Origin of the sequence: Stutzerimonas kirkiae, assembly GCF_004327335.1 — a bacterium.
Classification (GTDB): Bacteria; Pseudomonadota; Gammaproteobacteria; order Pseudomonadales; family Pseudomonadaceae; genus Stutzerimonas; species Stutzerimonas kirkiae.
This window is the reverse complement of sequence record NZ_QJUO01000011.1, coordinates 1-19,770: the sequence shown is the minus strand read 5'-3', so window position 1 is coordinate 19,770 and position 19,770 is coordinate 1. Positions and strand designations below refer to the sequence as shown.

Genomic DNA, 19,770 nt, shown 5'->3' with positions numbered 1-19,770 from the left:
GCGCACCAAGGGGAATAGCGCGTCGCTTGCCGGTGCGCAGGGCACACCCTGCAACGGCTTCCAGCTTCCAGCAAGGCATGTTCCTTATTGGTCGATAAACTATTCATTGCTTGAGGGAGTAACCGCGATAACTCGTTTGCAGGAATTTCTACTGGGGTGCCGCGACAGTCTTCCGATGATCGTCGGTATCCTGCCGTTCGCCCTTATCTATGGTGCCATGGCCGCTCTGGCCGGGCTCGGGCTATGGCAGACGCTGGGCATGTCGCTGCTGGTCTATGCCGGTTCGGCGCAGTTTCTCGCTGTCAGCCTGCTGATGAGCGGTGCCGGGGTGCTGGTGATTCTGTTGACCACTTTTATCGTCAATCTGCGCCATATGCTCTACAGCGCGGCGCTGCAGCCCTATGTCGGCGCCTTGCCGCTGCGCTGGCGCCTGCCACTGGCGTTCGGGCTTACCGACGAGACCTTTGCCGTGGTGCAGCGGCGCTATCTGTCGCGAGGCATGGCCGGGCATGCGCGCTGGTATCACGCCGGCGTGGCGTTATCGCTGTATCTGGCCTGGGGCGGCGGCTCCCTGGCGGGAGTGCTGTTCGGCCAGCGTGTGCCGAACCTGGAGGGCTGGGGCCTGGATTTCGCCATGCTGGCGACCTTTATCGGTATCGTCGTGCCCGCCCTGCGCAATCTTCCCCAGATCGCGGCGGCCCTGGTCGCGGCGGGGGTGGCGCTGGCCTGCCATGGCTGGCCCTACAAGCTGGGGCTGATGGCGGCGGCGCTGGCCGGTATCGCCACGGGCGTCATGCTCGAACGCCTGGCAGCCACGGAGGAGGCGCAGCGATGCAGACCTGGTGGCTGATCATCGGCATGCTGGCGATCACCTTCGCCATTCGCTACGGCCTGTTCGCCTTTCCCGGGCTGCGCTTCCCGCCGCTGGTGCGGCAGGCACTGCACTATGTGCCGAGCGCCGTGCTGACTGCGATCGTCGTGCCGGGCATGCTGCTGCCACAAGGCGTCTGGGCGTTCAATGCGGAAAACGCCTATCTGCTGGCCGGGTTGCTGACCATCCTGATCGCCGCCCTGAGCAGGCACCTGCTGCTGACCATCGGCGGCGGCCTGCTGGCGTTTTTCCTGTTGCGCTGGGCAATGGGGCAGTTGCCGCTGTAGATTGCCGGTCCGGCCCATCGTTCGTGCAAGGAATCCCATGCGCTCGCCTTCGTCGCTCGCCCTGCTCGGCAAGAAACGCTTCCTGCCGTTGTTCGTGACCCAGTTGCTCGGCGCCTTCAATGACAGCCTGTTCAAGCAGGCACTGGTGCTGGCGATCCTCTACCGCATCGGCTCGACGGTGGATGCTAACGTACTGGTCAACCTCAGTGCGCTGTTGTTCATCCTGCCGTTCTTCCTGTTCTCGGCGCTGGGCGGGCAATTCGGCGAGCGTTTCGAGAAGTCGCGGCTGATTCGCGCCCTCAAGCTCTGGGAAGTGGCGATCATGACGGTCGGCGCGCTGGCGATGTGGTTCGCCCACCTGCCGCTCCTGCTGCTGGTGCTGTTCTGCATGGGCACCCAGTCGGCGCTGTTCGGGCCGGTCAAGTATTCGATCCTGCCGCAGGTGCTGGACGAGCGCGAGCTGATGGCGGGTAACGGCCTGGTGGAAATGGGCACCTTCCTGGCCATCCTCGGTGGCACCCTGGTGGCCGGGCTGCTGATGTCCAGCGAGCGCTACGCGATCCTGGTGGCGGCATCGGTGCTCGCCGTGGCCCTGGCCGGCTATCTCGCCAGCCGGCAGATCCCCCTGGCGCGGGCACCGCTGCCGGAGCTGGCGCTGGACTGGCATATCCTGCGCCAGACCCGGCAGATCCTGCGCCTGGGCTTCGGCCAGCACCGTTCGGTGTCGCGGGCGATGATCGGCAATTCCTGGTTTTGGTTCCTCGGCGCGACCTACCTGACGCAGATCCCGGCATTCGCCAAGGGCGTGCTCAATGGCAATGAAACGGCGGTGACGCTGATTCTCAGTGTGTTCTCGATCGGTATCGCCTCGGGTTCGATGCTCTGTGCCCGGCTGTCGGCGCGCAAGGTGGAAATCGGCCTGGTACCCCTGGGGGCGCTGGGTGTGAGCCTGTGTGGCGTGCTGCTGTGGTGGCATGCCAGTACCTTCAGCGCAGCGCCGCAGGTGCTGGGTGCCTGGGGGCTGCTGGCCGAGCCGGGGGCGCGCTGGATCCTGCTGGATATCTTCGGGCTGGGGCTGTTCGGCGGCATCTATATCGTGCCGCTGTATGCCCTGATCCAGTCGCGCAGCCCCGAGCACCAGCGGGCGCGGGTGGTGGCGGCGAACAATATCCTCAATGCCCTGTTCATGGTGTGTTCGGCGATCCTGGCGATCCTGCTGCTGGCGGTCGTCGGGTTGTCCATTGCGCAGTTGTTCCTGGTAGTGTCGCTGTTCAACCTGTTGCTGGCTTTCTATCTGTTCCGTGCGGTGCCGGAGTTCCTTCTGCGTTGCGGTGCCTGGCTGCTCGGACGTACGCGCCAGCGGGTGCGGGGCGAGGGTGGCGAGCGAATCCCCGCGCACGGGGCGGCGCTGTTGCTGGCGCGGCATGAGCGCTGGGTCGAGGTGCTGCTGATCGGCGGCGCCATGCGGCGGCCGGTGCATTTCTTCACGACGGATGTGCTGTCCCCGCCGTCCAGGCTGTTGCGTATATGCGGTGTGTCGGCGCTGGATGGCGAGGACGTGCAACTGTCGGGACGGGTAGCGGGCCTGATGGCGGCGGGCGAGCTGGTTTGCCTGTTGAGTCGCGAGCCAGCGCGGGCCAGGCAGGTTTTGCAGGGCCGTGCGCATGGCCTGGCAGTGCTGGAGATCGAGTTGCGCGAGGACGGGCCGCGTTCGCGTATCCTGCATGTCACGCTGGCTGGAGCAGTAGACCGCGAGTCGCCGTAGAGTGCGCCGTGCGCACCGCCAGGCGATACGGCATCCCCCGGTGCACACGGATAGGCTGAAAGGGCGGCTCAAATGCCCTGGGGGATTTCCTCGCCGCCCAGCGCCTCGAACAGCGACGGTAGGAACTGGATGAGCGTCAGCATCATCAGGGTGAAGCTGGCGTCCAGTTGGCTCAGGGCATCTTCGCCGCCATCCTGCTCGGCCTGTTCCTGCAGCAGGTTTTCGAAGCGCAGGCGCTTGATCACCAGTTTGTCGTCGAGAATGAAGGACAGCTTGTCCTGCCAGGCCAGGGACAGTTGCGTTACCTGCTTGCCGGCCTCGAGATGCTGCTGGATTTCATCGCTGGTCAGGTCCTGGCGCTTGCAGCGCACCACGCCGCCATCCTCGTGGGTGTCGCGCAGTTCGCATTCGTCCAGCACGTAGAAGTCGCTGGCGGCTTCCTGGGTCTTGACCCACTGGGTGAGGGTGGCGCTGGGGGCGATCTTCACGCTTAACGGGCGCACCGGCAGCGAACCGATGGCCTCGCGCAGGGTGGACAGCAGGTCCTCGGCCTTCTTGGCGCTGGACGAATCGACCAGGATCAGGCCCTGCTCAGGCGCGATGGCGGCGAAAGTGCCCGACTTGCGGATGAAGGCGCGGGGCAGGAAGGTCTGCACGATATCGTCCTTGAGCTGGTCGCGCTCCTTCTTGTAGACCTTGCGCATCTGCTCGGCCTCGATCTCGTCGACTTTTTCCTTGAGCGCGTCACGCACCACGCTGCCGGGCAGGATGCGTTCTTCCTTGCGCGTGGAAACCAGCAGGAAACCGTTGCTGGAATGCACCAGCGGCGCATCGGCGCCCTTGCCGAAGGGGGCGACGAAACCATAGGTGCTCAGCTCCTGGCTGGCGCAGGGGCGGGCGGGCTTGCTGGCCAATGCGGTTTCAAGTGTCTCGGCATCGAGGGGGATATCCTGCGTGAGACGGTAGACGAGCAAATTACGAAACCACATGGGATCTGGAACTCCGGTAAAGACGAAGCGTGCATTATTCATCCATGGGCGGGGCAGGCCAACCCCGGGGAGCGTCGCGGCGACAAGAAGATGCCGGAATCAGCGCTCTTTCTAAGTCTTTGGAAGCTTTGGAATTTTTTTTGAAAAAAGGGCTTGCCAAGGTCGGGATGGCTCTCTAGAATGCGCCCCACTTCGAGAGTGAAGGGTGATTAGCTCAGCTGGGAGAGCATCTGCCTTACAAGCAGAGGGTCGGCGGTTCGATCCCGTCATCACCCACCATCGAGGTAACGCGCAGCGGTAGTTCAGTCGGTTAGAATACCGGCCTGTCACGCCGGGGGTCGCGGGTTCGAGTCCCGTCCGCTGCGCCATATAGCTTCAAGGGGTCACTGAACGCCCCTTGGATACGAAGAAAGCGGCCAATGGCCGCTTTCTTCGTTTCTGCGTTCTGGAATTTTCCTTCTTGTCGGCGCTCTCCGGGCCCGGCGCAGGTAGCAGCGTTCATTCATGCCTGCTAAGCTCGACCGCTCGTTTTTGCTTCACTCCCTTACAGCGTAAAAAGGAAACAGCATGAGACATCAGCGTTTGGCGCCTGCGATCGCCCTGGTTGGCCTGGTCCTGGCGGGCTGTGACTCGGAAACCAGCGTCAAGCTGGACACTCCGGCACAAAAAGCGTCCTACGGCATCGGTCTGAACATGGGCAAGAGCCTGGTGCAGGAAGGCATGGATGATCTCGATTCCAAGGCTGTGGCGCTGGGTATCGAGGATGCCGTGGGCAAACAGGAACAGAAAGTCAGCGACGAAGAGCTGATGAAAGCCTTCACCGCGTTGCAGGAGCGTGCCGAAGAGCGCATCGCCAAGTTGAACGAGGAAGCGCTGGCCGCCGGCAAGAAATTCCTCGAAGACAATGCCAAGCGCGACGGGGTCAAGGTGACCGAGTCGGGCCTGCAGTACGAGGTGGTCAAGCAGGCCGAGGGTGCCCAGCCGACGGTCGATGATATCGTCACCGTGCACTACGAGGGCAGTTTGTCCGATGGCACCGTGTTCGACAGCTCCATCAAGCGTGGCGAACCGATCGATCTGCCGGTTGGCGGGGTCATTGCGGGTTGGGTCGAAGGCTTGCAACTGATGCATGTCGGCGAGAAGTACAAGCTCTACATCCCCAGCGAACTGGCTTATGGCGAGCAGAGCCCGAGTCCGCTGATTCCGGCCAACTCGGTGCTGGTGTTCGACCTGGAGCTGCTGGGTATCAAGGCGCAGCCGCAGGCTGGCGAAGGCGCGCCGGAAGCGGCCGGGAAGAAGTGATCGGCTGCCGCGCGCGTCAGGCATGATTGAGAGGGCGGCGCTTCGATTGTCTCGGTGCGCCGCTTTCTTTTTATAGGGGGGTGATGCCTTCGTTCTGGCGGTTCTGCAGGCTGCTGCGCAGGTGCTGGATCAGTTGGCGGGCGGCCTGGGTGATGCCGCGGGCGGCGGGTGTCAGGGCGTAGAGCGTCAGTGGCTGGGGTTGCTCCTGCGGGCAGGCCAGGCGCAGGGTGCCGGACGCCAGGTCTTCATGGCAGCAGCACAGGGGCAGGTAGGCAATGCCTATGCCGGCTTTCGTCGCCTCGCGCAGTAGGTGCAGGTTCTGTGCGGTGAATGCCGGGGTCTGCAGGCGCCGGTCCTGGTTGTGCAGTGACCAGGTGCGGGGGGGCGTGCCGAGGGCGAGCAGGTTCTTGTCCGGTACTTGCTCCAGGGTTTGCGGATTGCCCAAGGCTTCGATCAGTGCAGGGGTGGCGACGATGACCTTCTGCAGGCTGGCCAGTTCGCGTGAGACGATATCGCTGCTGTTATCCGGCGCTTCCAGGCTCAACGAGAGATCCAGGCGCTGTGATGCCAGTTCGACCTGGGCATCTTGCGGCAGCAGGGAAAAGCTTACGCGGGGATATTGGGTCTGGAAGTCGTGCAGCAGTTGCATGAGCCACTCGCTCAGGATGTCGGGAGCCGACAGACGCAGCAGGCCGCTGGGCGCCCCATTGGCCTGCTGGGCGCAGGCTTCGACGGCCTCCGCTGCTGCGAGCATTTCCAGGGCGTGCCGGTAAACCTGTTCGCCAAGGCTGGTCATGCTGAAGGAGCGGGTGTTGCGGTTGAGCAACTGCAGTTCGAGACGCTTTTCGAGTTGTATGATGCGGCGGCTCAGGCTGGACTTGGCGATGCCGGTCTGCTCTGCGGCGGCGGAGAAACTGCCGGCCTCGACGACGCGGATGAACCAGTACAATTCGCCCAGCAGGTTGGCCTGGGTCGTGGCCTGTGTTTGCTGTCTTTGGGATACTGTGTTGTCGTGTGCTGGGCTGTTCATTCGGCTTTCACTGTGCAGAGTCTGGCCAATCTTATGCTCCGTTTCGTCATGGGCCTTTTGGCTGAGCGGATGCCAGCTTTGGCAAAAGGGATTTCCGGATAATTCAACCGGGGATTTCACGGGTTGGACAGCGATTGCCGGGATTCTCTCGGTGGTGCGCTGCCAGTTCTGTCAATCGGATACCGGGAGCGCTCCGTTACCATGCACCGCAATCGTGATTTCTTGCCTGGCACTCCACATATTCTGGTGATCGATGACTCGCCCGAGGATATTCGTTCGCTACTGGTCCTGCTGCGCCAGCAACCCTGGCGTCTGACCCTCTCCAGCGATGCGCGTCAGGGCTATCAGCGTGCACAGGCTCTGCGTCCGGATCTTATCCTGCTCGATGTGCGTATGCCCGGCATGGATGGTTTCACACTGTGTCGCCTGTTGCGCGAAGCGCCAGCCACCCGCTTGCTGCCGATTATTTTCCTGACCTCCTTGGGCGCGGTGGACGAACGCCTGGAAGGGCTGAGCCTGGGGGGAGTGGACTATGTGCTCAAATCCTGTGCCCCGGAGGAAGTGCTGGCGCGGATACGCATACACTTGCAACTGGTCCGGCGTGGTACTGATGCCCTGGGCGCGATGCCGGCCGAAGACGTTTCCGCGGATCAGGTGATCCTGCGGGCAGCCATGCGCCTGGTCGGGCAGAATCTGGACTGCATGCCTTCGCTGGCGGAGATTGCGCGCAAGGTCGGTACGCACGACAAAAGGCTTTCGGCCATTTTTCGCGAGCAACTGGGGATCACGGTTTTTGCCTATGTCCGTGAAGAGCGCCTGCGTCGTGGGAAGGAACTGCTGGCCGATAGCGGGATGAGTGTGCAGGATATTTCCGAACTGATCGGTTTCCGCAGCGCCTGCAACTTCTCCACGGCTTTCAGGGAGCGCCTCGGCATGACTCCCAGCCAGTTTCGCGAGCAGTTGCAGAATGGACGGGGCGCTGATCCCGTTTGTCGCGCCGATGGCCCGGGGCGGGCCCGGATGTAGCCTGGTGGCTCCCGACGGGAGAGGAGCCTTTCCAACTAATAACTAGAGTGCTCTCGGTATGAATCGATACCGAGGGTGACCGATTGTCAGGCATGGGGTATTACCTGGCACCGCCGTGGGGAGGAATTGTGTACAGATGTATCGTGCCGTGGGGGCTGGCCTGCCTGGTTGCCGCCGATGCCTGGGGGCAGGAGGATGTGCTGGCGCTCGATCCGGTTGATGTTTCCGCCCGGCATCGCGCGGAGGTGACGCAGGATGTGCCTATCGCCATGACGGTGCTCGATGGCGAGCAACTGGAGCAGGCCGGACACTACGGTCTCCGGGATATCCAGCAGCAGGCGCCCGGGCTGGTCGTCTCCGGACATGGCCCGCGGCATGCCGGGTACGGCTTGCGTGGTTTCGGAGCCACGGCCTACAACGACGGGCTGGACAGTAGCGTCGGGATTTTCGTCGATGGCGTCTATCTGGGGCGCCAGGGCATGGCTTTCTCCGACCTCCTCGATATCGAACGCATCGAAGTGCTCCGTGGGCCGCAGGGCACCTTGTTCGGCAAGAACAGCAGTGCCGGCGCCTTGAACATCGCTACGCGCCAGCCGACCTTCCATGACGAGGTCGAGGCCGAAGCCAGCTTCGGTTCGTACGGCGAGCGGCGTTACCGAGCAACCCTCTCGGGGCCGTTGCTCGACGATGTACTGGCCGGACGTTTCAGCTTCGTCGACAGGAAACGTGATGGAACGGTCGACAACCACTATGACGGCAGTTCGCTCAACGACATCGACAGCCAGGCCCTGCGCGGGCAATTGTTATGGACGCCGAACGAGTACCTGAGTGCCCGGCTGATCGCCGACGTGGGGCGCGATGACAGTGCCAATACCGTATTGCCCAGCCACTACAGTGGGCAGAGCGATGCCCGGGCCGCGGCCCTGGGGTATCACATACTGGCCACGGCGCCTTTCGAGCGTGAGGTCTGGAGCAATATGCCGCTCAAGGCCAGGAACGATCAGAACGCCCTCTCCCTGCAACTGGATTGGCAGATGACGGATGACCTCGGCCTGACCAGTATCACGGCCTATCGGGACTGGACCTTGCGCGATGCCCGTGACGCCGATGGCATGGACCTGTCGATCGCCTATCTGGACACATCCCTGGATCAGCGCCAGTTCAGTCAGGAGCTGCGGTTGTCCGGAGCGCTTGGCAGCGACCTGGACTATGTCGCTGGCCTCTACTACTTGCAGCAGACGCTCGATCGCCGACATGCCGTCGAGTTCGGCCAGGACGCCAGTGCCTGGTTCGTTGCCGACCGGATGGATGAGTTGAGTCGACTGGGCTTGAGCCTGACCCACCCAAGCCAGGTCCCTTCATTCCTGCTCGACGGCGGGCGGCAGTCGATCACTGGCGAGCAGAAAAGCGACAGTCGTGCGCTGTTCACCCATGTCACCTGGCGCCCGTGGGCGCGCCTGGAGCTGACGGGTGGCCTGCGCTACACCTATGAGCGCAAGCAGGGCTGGGTGGCGCGGAATGTATCGGGCCTGGTGTCCCTGGATGGTTTGCCGCCGATCTTTCAGGCGGGTGGAGAGCTGCTGCGCGAACTGGCGCTGGGCGATTATTACTACCGGCGCGACAGCGTCGGGGAGGGGGATATCTCTTCCTTGCTCGGTGCCAGCTACCGCTTCAACGATCAGGTCCTGGCCTATGCCAACTGGTCGCGTGGGCACAAGGCCGGGGGAATAAATTTCGATGTCGTCGGGCCCCGGGCCGCAGCGACGTTCGATGCCGAGCGTGCGACTTCGCTGGAACTCGGGCTCAAGACGCGCTTCTGGCAGCAGCGTGCCAGCCTGGACCTGGCCCTCTACCAGACCGATGTGGACGATTACCAGGCGTTGACCCTGAGCCAGCCTGAACATATCTGGATGCCGCCCTTGCGCAACAACCTGCTGAACGTCGGCAAGGCTCGCCTGCGTGGCGTGGAACTGGATTCCCGGTGGCGGCTGCACTCGCGCATGGACATGCGCCTGGGCGTGGCCTGGAGCGATGCGCGCTATCGAAGCTTCGACAATGCCCCTTGCGGGCCGGGGCTGGCTCCGTCGCTGTGCGATTACTCTGGCAAGCGCCTGTACAACGCGCCGGAATGGAATGCTTCGGCCGGCCTCGATTACCACCATCCCGTCGGTCGCGGGCTGGAGGGGTTCACTGGCCTGGAGCAGAGCGTGCGCAGTGGCTATTACGGCACGCTCGAAGGCGGCAAGGGCAGTTGGCAGCCCGGTCATGGCCTGACCAATCTGCGTATGGGCCTGCGCGCCTCCGATCATGGCTGGGAGGTCGAGTTCTGGGTGCGCAACCTGTTCGACAAGGACTACATCACTGCGGTGTACGCCTCGCTCGGGCTTGGTGATTATGCCGTCATGCCCGGCGATCCACGGACCATGGGCATGACGATGCGTGTCCGTTTGTAGTTGCACCTTGTCCCTTGTGGCAAAGCCCGATGGCGCGCCGCAAGGTGCGTCTTGGCGCGCTTCCCAGCCTTTTGCGGCGTGGAGAGGCTTTGTTCGAGCGTATGAGTGGCTATCTTTCAGCTAACTCAGGGTTCGAAAATCTAGCCTTATGATGTTCGGCTGCTCTCCCTATATTGTCAGGCGACAGCCCATTTCCTCGTGTGTGGGGAATGGGTGGTGCCCTGTGGGCCCGCTTCCGGGGGAACTGCAGGTTCCAGGCGAGTGGATGGGTCGGTGGCGCTGTCGCCTTGTACGCGCCTGGCTCGGGCAATCTTCCTGTGCATAGATGAATGGGATTTGCGCTCGAATATTTTTTATTCGAGCGCTTCCGGTTTTTAGTCGTCTGTGCGCGCGGAAGATTGTGAATATTATATTCGAGCTATATGGCAGGCTCTGGATGTTGGTCCCGGAAGATTATGTGCCAAGCGTAGGCTTTATTTGACTTGGCTGGCTTTCGAGTGCCTGTGGCAGTTAGAAAAAACTGTCGGAAAACATTGGCTGTTTCATTAATAAACGGCGCGGAATCACTTTATTAATGATCGCGCCTCTCGATAAGTACGATCAGCTGCTGATAACCAGGCAAATGCCTTGAAGCAACTTGGGGATTTTTATGTCACCGTTCAATGCTCACCGCTCAACGATAACTGCTCCTAAGCTCTGGACGACTTCTACCCTATCGGTTCTGATCGGGCTTTCAACTTTATCTTTTGCCGCGTCTGCTGTGCAGAACGATAATCTGCTGGGTGTCGTTCAGGAGTCTCTGGAGTTCAATCCTGAACTGCAAACCCGCCTTGCGGCTTTTTATGCAGCCAGTGAAGACACTCGCGAAGCCTTCGGTGGTTATTTGCCATCAATTGATTTGAATGCTTCTGTCGGGCAAGGCAATCGACAGTTCGACAGCCGCAGTGACTATTCGCGCAACTATGCCGAGATTTCCCTGACTCAGATGTTGTTCGACGGCTTTCGTGTGCGCAATCGCCTGGCCAAGGCGGAACATACCAGCCGGGTGCGTTATTACGAGTTACTGAGTGAAGCGGAAACGAAAGCGCTCGAAGTGAGCGAGGCTTATCTCAGTGTGCAGCGCCACCGGGAGCTGGTCGCCCTGGCGCAGAAGAACCTCGATAACCACCGTCGTGTCCAGGGCCGGGTAGGCGAGCGCGCCCAGAGCGGCATCAGCAACCAGGCCGACCTGCAACAGATCAACGGCCGTCTTTCCCTGGCGCGTTCCAACCTGATGACCGAGGTCGCCAACCTGCAGAGCGTCACCGCACGCTTCCAGCGTCTGGTCGGGCGCCTGCCTGCCGATGCGCTGGAACCCGTTGCATCCGAAGTGGTGCGGGTGCCAAGCGATCTGAAGGACATCCTCGACCGCGGTTATGTGAACAACCCCGAGCTGTATGCGGCTTTCGAGAATATCCGTTCCGCCGAAGCCTCCCTGGGCGAGATCAAGTCCAACCGCTATCCGACTTTCGAGCTTGGGTTGCGCCATGGGCTGTACAAGAACAACAACAGCTTCGATAACCGCACCGACCCGGACCCGTACGGCAACGAAAGCATCGTCGAGCTGCGCGCCCGCTACAACCTGTTCCGTGGCGGCAGTGACCGTGCCGCCGAGCGGGCGGCGTTCCGCCGGATCAACCAGGCCGAAAGCCTGCGTGACAAGGCCTGCGTCGACCTGCGGCAGACCGCGACCATCGCCTACAGCGATGTGCTGAACCTGCAGGAAAAGCGTCAGTCCCTGGCCGCTCACCGTGATGGCGCCGCCAACGTGGTGGTCGCTTACCGTGACCAGTTCGATATCGGCCGCCGTTCACTGCTGGATGTGCTCGACTCCGAGAACGAGGTGTTCCAGGCCGAGCGTGCCTATGTGGATGGCAGCTATGACCTGCAGATAGCGCGCCTGCGCACGCTGCACAGCATGGGCCAGTTGCTGCCGTCACTGTCCGTTTCCACCGATTCGATGCCGACCCTGGAAGATCTGCGTAGCGGCGATGTCGCTCCGGACTCCAGCCGCTACTGCGCGGCTTACCAGGGCGGGGACTGGGGCGGCGACGCCTACCTGAACCAGCCGTTCCAGGCCAGCGAAGTGCTGGAGCTGAGTGGCGATGCCCTGTTCGATACCGGCAGCAGTGAAATCAAGGCCGGTTCCGTCGCGCGCCTGCAGAGCTTCGTGCAGCGCCTGACCCAGCAGGGCGGCCTACAGTCGCTGAGCATCGTCGGGCATACCGACAATACCGGTTCTGCAAGCCTCAATCGCGAACTGTCCTTGGCGCGTGCCGTGGCCGTGCGGGACTTTCTGCTAGCCAATGGCGTCGAGCAGGCGGCGATCTCCGTTTCCGGCGCCGGTGCCGACCGGCCCGTCGCCAGCAATGCGACCGCGCATGGCCGTGCGGAAAACCGTCGCGTGGAACTCAGTGTCAAGCGCAGCCAGTAAGTCACGGGTCTGACCCGCATGATCGTGCGGGCCAGACTGCCGCACTGGATGGAGCAGCACGATGGAAGTTTTAGTCGATGATCCCCTGAGCACCTGCCTGCTCTGGATCGCCCAGTCGAATGGGGTTGCGACGAGCAGGGACGCCATCGTCGATGGCTTGCCCCTGCTCGACGGGCGCCTGGCCCCTTCGGTCTTTCCGCGCGCCGCCGAGCGGGCAGGCTTCACCGCGCGCCTCGCGCGGCAGGACCTGTTGCGTCTCAACGAGTTGCTGCTCCCGTGCATCGCGCTCCAGCGAGGCAACAAGGCTTGCCTGCTGGAGCGCGTCGATGCGCCTTCGAAAAAAGCCTGGGTTCGCTTTCCTGAGCTGGACATGCAGTTGCAGGAAGTCGAGCTGGACGCGTTCCAGGCGAACTACAGCGGTGTCGTCATGTACTGCCGGGCGGACTTCCGCCTGCTGGAGAAGCACGATACCGGCGCCAAGCGAACACTCGCATCCAGAGGGCACTGGTTCTGGAGCGTGATCAGGGAAAACCGGGTGCTTTACCGGGATGTCCTGGTGGCGGCGTTTTTCATCAACCTGTTCGCGCTGGCCATGCCGCTGTTCGTGATGAACGTGTATGACCGCGTGGTGCCGAACCATGCCACCGATACCCTGTGGGTATTGTCGTTCGGGGCCGTCATCCTGATCTGTGGCGACCTGCTGCTGCGCATGTTGCGTGGCTGGTTCGTCGAACTGGCCGCGAGCCGCGCCGACACCCGGCTGTCCGCCCTGATCATGGAGCGTGTGCTGGGAATGAGGCTGGAACACAGCCCGGCGTCGATCGGCTCGTTCGCCTCCAGTGTCAATGGCTTCGAGGCGGTGCGTTCGTTCATCGGCTCGATGACCGTCACCGCGTTGCTCGACCTGCCGTTCTTCCTGCTGTTCGTGGTCATCATCATGGTGATCTCCTGGGTCATGGCCATTCCCGTGCTGGTCGGCGCCGCGTTGATCATTCTCTACGCCCTGTCGGTACAGGCCAGGATGCGCCAGTTGTCCGAGGTGATGAGCAAGGCCAGCGCGCAGCGCAGCTCCGGCCTGATCGAGAGCCTGAGCGGCATCGAGACGCTGAAGAGTTTCAATGCCACCAGTCGCATGCAGAGCAACTGGGAGCAGTCGACCCGGTTCCTCTGCGCCTGCTCGGGCAAGTTGCGCATGCTGGGCAACTCCGTGGGTTCGGGGGCGTCCTGGGTGCAGCAGATGGTGGCGGTGTGCATGATCATCGTCGGTGTCTACCTGGTGATCGACGGGCAGATGACACAGGGGGCTTTGATCGCCGCCTATATGCTGTCCTCCAGGGCCATGGCGCCGGTTTCGCAGACCGCTTCGCTGTTGACCCAGTACTACCAGGCCGCCACCGCGCTGGCTTCGCTGGAGCAGCTCATGGCCAACGGCCAGGAGCGCAGTGCCGACAAGCCACTGGTCAGCCGTCCGAAGCTGCGTGGCGAAATCGAGCTGCGCAATGTGTCGTTCAAGTATCCCGGCGATGAACGCGAAGTCCTCCGTGACGTTTCGTTGCACATCCGCGCGGGCGAACGGGTGGCGATCCTGGGGCGGGTCGGCTCCGGCAAGTCCACGCTGGAGAAGCTCATCCTGGGCCTGTACCAGCCGACCGCCGGGACGATCCTGGTCGACGGGGTGCACCTGGCGCAGTTCGACCCTGCCGAACTGCGGCGCAACATCGGCTATATCCCCCAGGAAACCCGGCTGATCAGCGGCACTGTCTACGAGAACGTCACGCTTGGCGTCGACAACCCGGAGCGTCAGCGCCTGCACGAGGCGATAGAGATATCCGGCCTGAAGGGCCTGGTCGGCGCCCATGCCGATGGTCTGGGCATGCAGGTGGGGGAGGGCGGCAGCCGTGTTTCCGGTGGCCAGCGACAGACCATCGCCGTTGCCCGTGCGGTCATGCCCGACAGCAGCATCCTGCTGTTCGATGAGCCGACCTCGGCCATGGACAGCACCCTGGAAAACCACGTCACGCGGGCGCTGGGGCAGTTCAGCCAGGGCAAGACACTGCTGCTGGTCACGCACCGTACGAGCCTGCTGGCGCTGGTCGACCGCTTGATCGTGATGGATGGCGGGCGTGTGCTGGCCGATGGGCCGAAGCAGAGTGTCCTGCAGGCCCTGGAAGCGGGCACCTTGCAGAAGGTGGCGCCATGAGCCAGCAGAAAGCGCCCGATGTGACTGCGAAGCCGGCCGAGCAGCAGGCGTTCGAGCACCTTGAGAGGTTGTCTGGCGCGGGCGCTTTCGGCCGTTCGCTGGTCGATCGCCTGTTCCGCCCGTTGTTCGCCGGCTTTCGCAATGGCTCCGCGCGCTGGGAGCAGGACGCCGAACTGGCGCTGGAGCGGCAGAAGGTGCTGCGCGCACGTGGGCTCCTCTATTCCATCGCGGCGATCTTCGCGGTGCTGTTGTTGTGGTCCGCGCTCACCCGGATCGACGAGGTGACGCGGGGCGAAGGCAAGATCATTCCATCCCGGCAGTTGCAGATCGTGCAGTCGGTGGACGGCGGTGTGGTCGAGGATGTCTTCGTGGAAGAGGGCGACGCCGTGAGCCGGGGCGATGTACTGGTGCGCATCGATCCGACGCGTTTCGTCGCCAGCTTCCAGGAAGGTAGCGTGCGCGTATTCGCCTTGCGGGCCAAGGTCGAGCGGCTGAAGGCGCTGGTCGATGACCTGCCATACCAGCCCGAGCGTCCGGCGCAACTGAGTGCCGACCAGAGCGTGGTGCTGGAGCAGGAGCACAGCTATTACCTCGAGAGCCGCAAGGAGCTCGAGCAGAAGCTGTCGATCGCCCGTGAGCAGCGGGCCCAGCGCCAGCAGGAACTGAGCGAGGTGCGGGCCCGGCTGCATGCGGCCGAGCAGGCCTATCGCATGTCCAGCCAGGAATTGCAGGTGACGCGGCCGCTGTTGCGTTCGGGGGCGGTGTCCGAGATCGACATCCTGCGGCTCGAACGCGATCAGGCGAGCGCCGATGGCGAGCGCCGGCAGGCCGCGGCGCGTGCCCGGCAGATCGAGGCGGGCATCCAGGAAGCCGACGCGCGCCTGCGTGAAGTCGAGCTGACGACCCGCAACCTGTGGCGCTCCGAACTGAGCGAGGCATCCTCGCAACTCAACAGCCTGGACAAGAATGTCGATGGCCTGGCCGACCGGGTGAAGTTTTCCGAAATCCGTTCGCCGGTCAACGGCACCATCCAGCGCGTGCTGTTCAACACCATCGGCGGTGTGGTGCAGCCTGGGCATGCGGTGATCGAGATCGTGCCTAACGACGACCGGTTGCTGGTGGAGGCCAGGGTCGCACCGAAGGACATCGCCTTCCTGCGTCCCGGGCTGCCGGCCACGATCAAGCTGCACGCCTACGATTTCTCCATCTATGGCGGGCTGGAGGCGCAGTTGCAGCATATCAGCGCCGACACCATCACCGATGAACGAGACAACACCTTCTACCTGGTGCGTGCGGTGACCACCGATGCCGAGTCTGCCCAGCGGCTGGCGGTCATTCCGGGGATGACCGCGCAACTGGACATCATCACCGGCAAGAAAAGCATCCTGGCGTATTTGCTCAAACCCATCCTGCGCGCCAAGGCCAATGCCTTGAGCGAGCGTTGATATTCATTCTTCAGGTGTGCCCGCTGCCGGGCGGCGGGGATAATTCGAATCGAGGTCCACTATGAACAATCTGGCAACCGTAGCTTCTCTCGTTGGTCAGGCCTGGGCCGTCTCGGCCAATGGCGAGCGGCGCGAGATCAAGGTCGGGGATGTGTTGCGGCGCGACGAGAAACTGGTCACCGAACCGGGTGCTCGCGTTGAACTGGATTTTGGCGACAACCAATTGCTCACCCTGCTTGGAGAACAGCAGGCCGACCTCGGCCAGATCGCGTCGAGCGCGCCTGTCTCCAGCAGCGAATCGCTGCCGCAGCAGGAGCGCCTGGTACGTGATGAGGCGGCACCGCGTGCGCCGGAACGGCAAGGCAGCTCCGGACTGCCGGCCGGGCACGATTTCGTCGAGCTGGTGCGTATCGGCGAGATCATCGAGGCCGATGGCATCACGCCGATTACCGTGGCGCGCATCCAGGAAATCCTCCGCCCGCTGGGCATGAGCCTTCCGGACCGTGAGTTCGACACCGACTGGCGCTACGAGCACCGAGGGGAAGACAACGGCAGCCGTGGCATGCCATCGGTCACGGTGCCGCTTGGCTCCGGTTCCACTTCTTCCAGCCTGACCATTCCCGAAAATGCCACGGTGCCCGCCACCGGGACGTTCGTCGTTACCGCACCCAATGGCCTGAAGAGTGTTTCCGTCGACGGTACGCCTGTCACGGAGACCACCCTGCGCGCGCTGGACCCGAACGATCCGACCACGCATGTCGTCATTCCCGGCAAGGAGGGCGACCTGACGCTGACCGGCTATGACCCGCTTACCGGCACGGTCACCTACACCTATCAGCAGAGTGGCAGCAGCAAGGATCACAGTGGTGGTGATGGCAGCATCACGGATACCTTCCCGATCATTGTTACCGACCAGCGCAACCTGACCTCGCCGCCGGGGGCGGTGGTCGTGCAGATCACCGATACGGTCCCCGAGGCAGTGGATGACCTGGCCACCATCGGTGAGGACACCCCGGCAGTGACTGGCAACGTCATCGACGGTGCCAGCGACGGCGACGGCAAGGACATCCTGGGGGCCGATGCCACGCGGGTCACCGGCGTCGTGCCGGGCAGCGTGCCGGCGGGCTCCCACGTGCCGGATGGCAATGTCTCGAGCACGATCACCGGGCAGTACGGCAGCCTGACGCTGAACCCGGACGGCAGCTACACCTATACGCTGGACAACGACAAGCCCGAGGTCAACGCGCTGAAGGATGGCGAGACCCTGGACGAGGTGTTCACCTACACCCTGACCGATGGCGATGGCGACCCGTCCACCGCCACGCTGACCATTACCATCGACGGCAAGACCGACGGCCCGCCGACCATCGTGCCGGAGGACGGCAACGGTGCCGACGATCCCGCGACCGTCGCGAGCATCGGGCAGGCCACGGTATGGGAGTCCGGCCTGGTGGAGGGCGATGGCTCCGAGAAGACCACTGGGGTCATCGATATCAGCGCGGCCGATGGCCTGGTAAAGCTGACCATCGGCGGTGTCGAGCTGGACCTGGCGATCTTGCAGGCCCTCGATCCGGCCGCCCCGGCAAGCCATGTCACGCTCACGACCGACCATGGCAGCCTGACCATCACCGGCTTCGACGCCATCACTTCCGTGGGGGGCGTGCCGACCGTCGGCAAGCTGCACTACGGCTATGAGCTGAGCACGCCTTACGACAACGCCTTGCCGGCCCATGCCGACAATGGCCTGGACGAGATTCCCCTGGTGGTGACAGATGCCGGCGGCGAGAGCGCCAACGGCAAGCTGGTGATCAATATCATCGACGATGCGCCGCTGGCCGAGGACGATGCCAACCGCGTCGGCGAAGATGCCCTGGCGCCGGTCACTGGCAACGTGATTGGCGGCATAGGTGCGGCCAGCGACGACGAGGAAGACCGTATCGGCGCGGATGGCGCGACTGTCACCGCCATCGGCAGCGACAACGTCGCGGGCAACACCTCCACGCAGAGCAACGGCGTCCTGACCATCGAGGGCGAGTTCGGTACGCTGACCATCGCCCCGGACGGCAGCTACAGCTACCAGTTGGACAACGACAATGCCGAGGTCAATGCGCTGAAGGACGGCGAGACCCTGAGCGAGGTGTTCAGCTATACCCTGACCGACAATGACGGCGATGCGGACAGCGCCAGGCTGATCATCACCATCGACGGCAGGACCGATGGCCCGCCCTCCATCGTGCCCGAGGATGTGAACGGCAATGATCCGGCGGACTTCACCACCCTCGGCCAGGTAACCGTATATGAACGGGGCCTGAGCGCTTCCGACAGCAGCCATGTCAGCACGGGCAGCATCACCATCAGCACGCCGAACGGGCTGGGTTCCATCGAGATTGCTGGCGAGCCTGTCAGCCTGTCGGCGTTGCTGGCACTGGACCCGCTCGACCCGGCCACCCATATCGAAATCGATACCCCCGAGGGCAAGCTGACCCTGACCGGGTTCGACGTCACCAGTAGCGTTGGCGGTGGCGCGGTACCGACCCTGGGCGAATTGCAGTTCAGCTATGAACTGGAAAATGTGCAGACCACCCCGGCCGACCCGCTCGACCCGGACGTCGGGCGCAGCAACAGCGAAACGATTGGCCTGAAAGTGATCGATGGCTACGGGGATGAGGCGGTTGGCAACCTGGTCATCAATATTGTCGATGACGTTCCCGTGGCGCGAAACGATGCCAACGAGATCGACGAAAACAGCCCGTCGGTCGCTGGCAATGTGGTGACGGGCCAGGTACCGGGCGATGCAGCCGATACCCAGGGCACCGATGGTGCGATGGTCACCGGCGTCGTGCCGGGCAGCGTGCCGTCGGGTTCCCACGTGCCGGATGGCAATGTCTCGAGCACGATCACCGGGCAGTACGGCAGCCTGACGCTGAACCCGGACGGCAGCTACACCTATACGCTGGACAACGACAAGCCCGAGGTCAACGCGCTGAAGGATGGCGAGACCCTGGACGAGGTGTTCACCTACACCCTGACCGATGGCGATGGCGACCCGTCCACCGCCACGCTGACCATTACCATCGACGGCAAGACCGACGGCCCGCCGACCATCGTGCCGGAGGACGGCAACGGTGCCGACGATCCCGCGACTGTCGCGAGCATCGGGCAGGCCACGGTATGGGAGTCCGGCCTGGTGGAGGGCGATGGCTCCGAGAAGACCACTGGGGTCATCGATATCAGCGCGGCCGATGGCCTGGTAAAGCTGATCATCGGCGGTGTCGAGCTGGACCTGGCGATCTTGCAGGCCCTCGATCCGGCCGCCCCGGCAAGCCATGTCACGCTCACGACCGACCATGGCAGCCTGACCATCACCGGCTTCGACGCCATCACTTCCGTGGGGGGCGTGCCGACCGTCGGCAAGCTGCACTACGGCTATGAGCTGAGCACGCCTTACGACAACGCCTTGCCGGCCCATGCCGACAATGGCCTGGACGAGATTCCCCTGGTGGTGACAGATGCCGGCGGCGAGAGCGCCAACGGCAAGCTGGTGATCAATATCATCGACGATGCGCCGCTGGCCGAGGACGATGCCAACCGCGTCGGCGAAGATGCCCTGGCGCCGGTCACTGGCAATGTGATTGGCGGCATAGGTGCGGCCAGCGACGACGAGGAAGACCGTATCGGCGCGGATGGCGCGACTGTCACCGCCATCGGCAGCGACAACGTCGCGGGCAACACCTCCACGCAGAGCAACGGCGTCCTGACCATCGAGGGCGAGTTCGGTACGCTGACCATCGCCCCGGACGGCAGCTACAGCTACCAGTTGGACAACGACAATGCCGAGGTCAATGCGCTGAAGGACGGCGAGACCCTGAGCGAGGTGTTCAGCTATACCCTGACCGACAATGACGGCGATGCGGACAGCGCCAGGCTGA

The 19,770-nt window shown here is 63.3% G+C and carries 12 protein-coding genes and 2 tRNA genes; 12 read left to right on the top strand and 2 right to left on the bottom strand.

Features of this window, described 5'->3' with window-relative positions; translation table 11 throughout:
* Positions 1 to 127: 127 nt before the first annotated feature.
* Genes DNJ95_RS08045 through DNJ95_RS08035 form a run of 3 tightly spaced genes read left to right on the top strand, consistent with a single transcriptional unit; the run spans position 128 to position 2,923 of the window.
* The gene (locus DNJ95_RS08045; RefSeq protein WP_131184281.1) at positions 128 to 850 is read left to right on the top strand and encodes an AzlC family ABC transporter permease; all 723 of its coding nucleotides are present in this window, start codon (positions 128 to 130) and stop codon (positions 848 to 850) included.
* Positions 832 to 1,158, top strand: coding sequence for an AzlD domain-containing protein (locus DNJ95_RS08040; RefSeq protein ID WP_131184206.1), 327 nt, complete (start codon positions 832 to 834; stop codon positions 1,156 to 1,158). The genes DNJ95_RS08045 and DNJ95_RS08040 overlap by 19 nt, the downstream gene beginning before the upstream one ends.
* A 37-nt stretch (positions 1,159 to 1,195) precedes the next feature.
* Positions 1,196 to 2,923 carry an MFS transporter gene (locus DNJ95_RS08035; protein WP_131184205.1) on the top strand — a complete coding sequence of 576 codons (1,728 nt, stop codon included), beginning with the start codon at positions 1,196 to 1,198 and terminating at the stop codon, positions 2,921 to 2,923.
* Positions 2,924 to 2,991: 68 nt separating this feature from the next.
* Here DNJ95_RS08035 and rdgC read toward each other — a convergent pair whose 3' ends face one another.
* Positions 2,992 to 3,912: a recombination-associated protein RdgC gene (gene rdgC, locus DNJ95_RS08030; protein WP_131184204.1), complete on the bottom strand. Its 921-nt coding sequence runs from the start codon at positions 3,910 to 3,912 to the stop codon at positions 2,992 to 2,994.
* A 203-nt stretch (positions 3,913 to 4,115) separates the two neighbouring features.
* On the opposite strand from rdgC, the gene DNJ95_RS08025 reads away from it, so the two are divergent.
* The 3 genes from DNJ95_RS08025 to DNJ95_RS08015 all read left to right on the top strand — a co-directional run bounded on the left by DNJ95_RS08025 (position 4,116) and on the right by DNJ95_RS08015 (position 5,214).
* Positions 4,116 to 4,191, top strand: a tRNA-Val gene (locus DNJ95_RS08025).
* 12 nt (positions 4,192 to 4,203) lie between these two features.
* Positions 4,204 to 4,280, top strand: a tRNA-Asp gene (locus DNJ95_RS08020).
* A gap of 199 nt (positions 4,281 to 4,479) precedes the next feature.
* Complete coding sequence (locus DNJ95_RS08015; RefSeq protein WP_131184203.1) at positions 4,480 to 5,214, top strand: BamJ family beta-barrel-assembly machinery protein; 735 nt, start codon at positions 4,480 to 4,482, stop codon at positions 5,212 to 5,214.
* A gap of 70 nt (positions 5,215 to 5,284) precedes the next feature.
* Here the strand turns inward: DNJ95_RS08015 and DNJ95_RS08010 are convergent, their stop codons facing one another.
* A complete protein-coding gene (locus tag DNJ95_RS08010; RefSeq protein WP_131184202.1) occupies positions 5,285 to 6,244 on the bottom strand; it encodes a LysR substrate-binding domain-containing protein in 960 nt (319 codons plus the stop codon).
* Between the two features lie 201 nt (positions 6,245 to 6,445).
* Between DNJ95_RS08010 and DNJ95_RS08005 the strand changes: the two genes are divergently transcribed.
* The 6 genes from DNJ95_RS08005 to DNJ95_RS07980 all read left to right on the top strand — a co-directional run.
* Complete coding sequence (locus DNJ95_RS08005; RefSeq protein ID WP_131184201.1) at positions 6,446 to 7,270, top strand: response regulator transcription factor; 825 nt, start codon at positions 6,446 to 6,448, stop codon at positions 7,268 to 7,270.
* Between the two features lie 128 nt (positions 7,271 to 7,398).
* A complete protein-coding gene (locus DNJ95_RS08000; RefSeq protein WP_242671905.1) occupies positions 7,399 to 9,723 on the top strand; it encodes a TonB-dependent receptor in 2,325 nt (774 codons plus the stop codon).
* 649 nt (positions 9,724 to 10,372) lie between these two features.
* Complete coding sequence (locus tag DNJ95_RS07995) at positions 10,373 to 12,196, top strand: TolC family outer membrane protein (protein ID WP_131184199.1); 1,824 nt, start codon at positions 10,373 to 10,375, stop codon at positions 12,194 to 12,196.
* Between the two features lie 61 nt (positions 12,197 to 12,257).
* Positions 12,258 to 14,396 (top strand): type I secretion system permease/ATPase, encoded by a 2,139-nt coding sequence (locus tag DNJ95_RS07990; protein ID WP_131184198.1) that lies wholly within the window; start codon positions 12,258 to 12,260, stop codon positions 14,394 to 14,396.
* Complete coding sequence (locus DNJ95_RS07985; RefSeq protein WP_131184197.1) at positions 14,393 to 15,841, top strand: HlyD family type I secretion periplasmic adaptor subunit; 1,449 nt, start codon at positions 14,393 to 14,395, stop codon at positions 15,839 to 15,841. Before DNJ95_RS07990 ends, DNJ95_RS07985 begins: the two co-directional genes overlap by 4 nt.
* A gap of 61 nt (positions 15,842 to 15,902) precedes the next feature.
* Positions 15,903 to 19,770, top strand: a 3,868-nt coding sequence (locus DNJ95_RS07980; protein WP_220445715.1) for a VCBS domain-containing protein, incomplete at its 3' end; no start/stop codon positions are given.